Source organism: Vibrio sp. 10N.261.52.A1, from assembly GCF_002876325.1.
Classification (GTDB): domain Bacteria; phylum Pseudomonadota; class Gammaproteobacteria; order Enterobacterales; family Vibrionaceae; genus Vibrio; species Vibrio chagasii.
The window spans coordinates 1-566 of record NZ_MCYD01000102.1; the positions used below are offsets into that span (position 1 = coordinate 1).

The 566-nt window shown below is 42.4% G+C and carries 1 protein-coding gene; it reads right to left on the minus strand.

What is annotated here, in order from left to right; all coding sequences use genetic code 11:
* Positions 1 to 354, minus strand: a 354-nt coding sequence (locus tag BCT81_RS01335) for a VOC family protein (protein ID WP_198596817.1), incomplete at its 3' end; no start/stop codon positions are given.
* Between the last annotated feature and the right edge of the window lie 212 nt (positions 355 to 566).

A 566-nucleotide genomic window follows, 5' to 3' on the forward strand; every position in this document is an offset into this window, starting at 1 on the left:
CTCGACATGTTCCCAATCTTGGCTTGGATAAATTTTACCTTCTGCAGGGTATGGCAATTCCAGACACTCAATGTTCCAACCACGGCTTTGCAGAGGTTCATCAAAAGCAATAACAACAATTGGACGACCATTGATCATCGCTTGTGAAATCGTAGAGCCGAATTCAGACCATGCTTGATGCGCCGCTTTCGCTAATTCCGTTTCATTGATTCTTAGCGCGATATGATCCGCTTGAGCAAAACTCAGATCCAAACCCAGTACGTTACCTAGGTTCTCAATTTTCGCCATAAACGTATCAAGGCGGGCGATCATTTGTTGCGGTTCTAATTCAGCTTGCTTGAGGCTCATTGTCATTGTCTGCGTTCTCCAAATAATGGCTGCATGGTATCAGTTTTACCTTGTTCAACAAGCACTGCGTATGCAAAAAGACAGCCGATAAGCACCCTATCTCACATTCCTAAATACACAAACGCTGCATGGCGAAAATTGATTGTCAAAAACCCCTTAGGAAATGTTAATTTTCTATCAATTCGACCTATAAGAAACCGCACAAAATTGGTATGATT